Origin of the sequence: Streptomyces sp. NPDC050636, assembly GCF_040654775.1 — a bacterium.
GTDB lineage: Bacteria > Actinomycetota > Actinomycetes > Streptomycetales > Streptomycetaceae > Streptomyces.
Window position 1 is genome coordinate 1 of sequence record NZ_JBFAIP010000207.1, and the last position, 4,519, is coordinate 4,519.

Consider the following 4,519-nt stretch of genomic DNA (forward strand, 5'->3'; position numbering starts at 1 on the left):
ACGCCGCAGCCGCGCCCGCAACACCGACGCACCACTGGCATGCAGCTCCACACCCGTCCACGCGAACGGCAACCGCACCTGACCCGGCACACCCTCCTCGACCTCGCCAGGCCCGCCGGCGAAGGCGTTGGCCTGGAGTACGGCGTCCAGCAGCACCGGGTGCAGCCCGAACGAACCCGCCTGCTGGGCCACGCCCTCGGGCAGCTCCACCTCCGCAAAGACGTCCTCGCCGCGGCGCCACACCGCCCGCAGCCCCTGGAACGCCGGACCGTAACCGTATGAGGCCCGCGCCAGCTCGTCATACACCCCGCTGATGTCCACTGCCGTGGCCCCGCGCGGCGGCCAGACGACAAGGTCGTCCTCCGTCTGAGCCGGTGCACCGGCCGGGGCGACCGTGCCGCTGGCGTGCTGCACCCATGCCTGCTGCACGTCGGGCTCATCGGGACGGGAGAACACCTCGATTCCGCGCCGTCCATCGCCGTCGGCAACGGTCACCACCACCTGGACCTGTACGCCACCGTCGGCGGGCACCACCAGCGGTGCCTGCAGCGTCAGTTCCTCCAGCAGACCGCAGCCCACCTGGTCCCCGGCCCGTACGACCATCTCCACGAAACCGGTGCCCGGCAGCAGGATCACACCGCCTACGGCGTGGTCGGCCAGCCACGGGTGCGTACGCACCGACAGCCGCCCGGTGCACACCATGCCCGCACCACCAGCGAGTTCGACGGCCGCACCCAGCAACGGATGGTCCACCGCACCCAGCCCCAGCGACACCGCATCCCCGCCCACGGTCGGCCCGGCCTCCGGCGGCCAGTACCGCTCGTGCTGGAAGGCGTAGGTCGGAAGCTCGACCCGGTCGGCGGACGGCAGGACCGCGGTCCAGTTCACCGCGACGCCGTGGACGAAGGCCTCCGCGAAGGACGTCAGGAGCCGCGTCGCGCCGCCGTCGTCGCGGCGCAGCGTCCCGCACACCACTCCCGCCGCCGTACCGGGGCCCGCGTCCTGCGCGACCTCTTCGAGCGTGTCGTTCATCGCGCCCAACAGCACCGGGTGCGGAGTGATCTCCAGGAACACCTGGTGCCCCTGACCGGCGAGAGTCCGCACCGCACGGTCGAAGTGCACCGGGGCGCGCAGACTCCCGTACCAGTACGCGGCGTCCAGCTCGGGGCCGGACAGCACCTCGCCTGTCATCGCGGAGACCATCGGGACCCGGCCCTGGCGTGGTGCCACATCAGCCAGTACGGACGTGATCTCCTGCTCCAGCCGCTCCACCTGCGCGGAGTGCGACGCGTAATCCACGGCCACCATCCGGGCCCGGACACCCTCGGCCTCCAACTCGGCCTGCAGCTCCTCCAGCGCCCCCGGCTCACCGGAAACCACCACCGCAGACGGCCCGTTCACCGCCGCCAACGACAGCCGCTCACCCCACTTCGGCAAGCGCTCCTCAACTACCTCCGCGGACTGGCTCACCGACAGCATCCCGCCCGCACCAGCCAGAGCCTTCAACGACTGCGAACGCAGCGCCACCACCCGCGCGCCATCCTCAAGCGACAGCATCCCCGCCACCGTCGCCGCAGCAATCTCACCCTGCGAATGACCAACCACCGCACCCGGCGACACACCAGCGGCCTCCCACACCGCCGCCAACGACACCATCACCGCCCACAACGCCGGCTGGACAACGTGCGCCGCCTCCATCTCAGGCGCACCCGGGGCTCCGGCGAGGACATCACTCAACGACCAGTCCACAAACGGCGCCAACGCCCGCTCACACTCAGCCAGCCGCGCCGCGAACACCGGGCTGGACTGCACGAGTTCACGCCCCATGCCCACCCACTGCGAACCCTGACCCGCAAAGGCGAACACCGTCCGGGCACCCGGCCGGGCCACACCCGACACCAACGAACCCGCAGGCACATCGGCGGCCATGCTCTCCAGACCGGACACCAACTCGCCCCGGTCACCACCCACCACCACAGCACGGTGGTCGAACAGCGACCGCGTCGCCGCCAGCGACCACGCCACATCCGCCGGATCCAGCTCCGGCCGCGCCGCCACCCAGTCGTGCAGCCGCTCCGTCTGCCCGGCCAGCCCCTCGGCAGACCGGCCCGACACCGGCCAGGCGTGCGCCCCCGACACCACCGGTGCCGTTGCCGCGGTGGTGCCGTCCGCGACCTCGGGGTCGCCGTGCTCGGGCTCGGCATCGTTGGACGCCCCTGTCTCGGCGGGGGCCTCCTCCAGGATGATGTGGACGTTGGTGCCGCTGATGCCGAACGAGGACACACCGGCGCGGCGGGCACGCTCGCCGGCCGGCCACGGCACGGCCTCGGTCAGCAGCTGTACGTCACCGGCCGACCAGTCCACATGCGGCGAGGGCTCGTCCGCGTGCAACGTCCTCGGCAACTCGCCGTGCTGGAGGGCGAGCACCATCTTGATCACGCCGGCCACACCGGCCGCCTGCTGGGCATGCCCGATGTTCGACTTCACCGAACCGAGCCACAGCGGACGGTCCTCGGGCCGGTCCTGGCCGTATGTGGCGAGGAGCGCCTGGGCCTCGATCGGGTCACCGAGGGTGGTGCCCGTGCCGTGCGCCTCGACCACGTCCACGTCGGCGGCCGTCAGGCGGGCGCTGGCCAGCGCGGCCCGGATCACCCGCTGCTGCGACGGACCGTTCGGCGCCGTCAGACCGTTCGACGCACCGTCCTGGTTCGTCGCGGAGCCGCGCAGCACCGCGAGCACCTTGTGGCCGTTGCGCCGCGCGTCGGACAGTCGCTCCACGACCACCATGCCCGCGCCCTCGCCCATGCCCATGCCGTCCGCGTCCGCCGAGAACGCCTTGCAGCGCCCGTCCTCGGCCAGGCCGCGCTGCCGGGAGAATCCGACGAACCCCGCAGGGGAAGCCATGATCGTGACGCCGCCTGCCAGCGCCATCGAGCACTCGCCGGAGCGCACGGCCTGGCATGCCAGGTGCAGCGCCACGAGGGACGACGAGCATGCCGTGTCGACGGACACCGCGGGTCCCTGCAGTCCGAGCAGGTAGGAGATGCGGCCCGACATCACGCTGGCCGCGCCACCGGTCATCAGGTGCCAGTCGAGGCCCTCCATGTTCCGCAGGGACTGGTGCGTGACGTAGTCGGAAGGAGCGACACCGACGAACACACCGGTCAGTGAGCCCCGGAGCGTTGCCGGGTCGACCCCGGCCCGCTCCAGCGCCTCCCACGACGTCTCCAGCAGCAGCCGCTGCTGCGGGTCCATCGCCAGCGCCTCACGCGGGCTGATCCCGAAGAACCCGGCGTCGAAACTCGCCGCGTCCCGCAGGAACCCGCCCTCGACCACATAGGAGGTTCCCTGGTTGTCCGGGTCCGGGTCGTACACGCCCTCAGCGTCCCAGCCCCGGTCCGTCGGGAAGCCGGAGATCGCGTCCCCGCCCGCGGCCAGGAGGTCCCACATCTCTTCCGGAGTGGTCACCCCGCCCGGGTAGCGGCAGCTCATGCCGACGATCGCCAACGGCTCCGATGATGCCGAGACGAGCTGGCGGTTCCGCTGTCGTAGCCGCTCGGTTTCCTTCACGGAGGCGCGCAGCGCTTCAAGGAGCTTGTCAGCCGGTTCGGTCATCGCTGCCTCCACGCATCGAGCATCATCAACTTCACTCCGACTCGCCGTCCAAGGCCAGGCGGATCAGGCTTTCGGCATCCAACGTGTCGATGTCCTCGACTTCTTCGCCCTTCTCGGTCACGAGGGCGTCGTCATGGACATCGGCGAGCCGCATCAGTACCTCCATGAGCCCGGCCTCACGGAACCTGGACAGCGGTACGGTCGCGAGCGCCTTCCGGAGTTTCTCCTCAGCAGGTTCTGTCTCGCCATGTTCAGCGATCTCCGGCAGCAGCTTGTCCTGCAGGAACGCGGCCAGTTCCACGGGGTTGGGGTAATCGAAGACGAGCGTGGCCGGCAGCCGCAGTCCGGTCGCGGTGTTGAGGCGGTTGCGCAGTTCCACCGCGGTGAGCGAGTCGAAGCCCAGGTCTGTGAAGGCCCGGGTCGCCTCGATCGCGTCGGCCGAGGTGTGTCCCAGGACGGCCGCCACGTGGGTGCGGATGAGGTCGGTGAGCTTGCGCTCCCGGTCCTGCTGCGAGAGCCCGGCCAGCTGCTGGTGCAGCGAGTCCGCGCCGGCGCCAACCGAGGCAGCAGCACGCCGCCCGGGGCCGCCGCTGACCAACGCCCGCCACAGCGGCGGGATCTCCGCACTACGGGCGGCCTGCGCCCGCAGTCCGGCCAGGTCAAGGCGGGCCGGCACCAGCAGCGCCTCGTCCCGGGCCAGTGCCAGGTCCAGCAGGGCCAGACCGTCGTCCGCGCTCAGCGCGTTGACGCCGCCACGGCTAATGCGGGCCCGCTCGGAATCGGTGAGCTGCCCGGTCAGCGCGCTGGCCTCGGCCCACATGCCCCAGGCCAGCGATGTCGCCTGCAGACCGGCCGCCCTGCGGTCGGCCGCCAGGGCGTCGAGGAAGGCGTTGGCCGCCACGTA

The 4,519-nt window shown here is 71.4% G+C and carries 2 protein-coding genes; both read right to left on the reverse strand.

The annotated features are described in order from the left end of the window. A partial coding sequence (locus tag AB0I10_RS40445; protein WP_363157738.1) for a type I polyketide synthase occupies nucleotides 1-3,615 on the reverse strand: 3,615 nt, incomplete at its 3' end. Nucleotides 3,616-3,646: 31 nt separating this feature from the next. Then, on the reverse strand, nucleotides 3,647-4,519 hold an 873-nt coding region (locus AB0I10_RS40450; protein ID WP_363157739.1), incomplete at its 5' end, for a beta-ketoacyl reductase.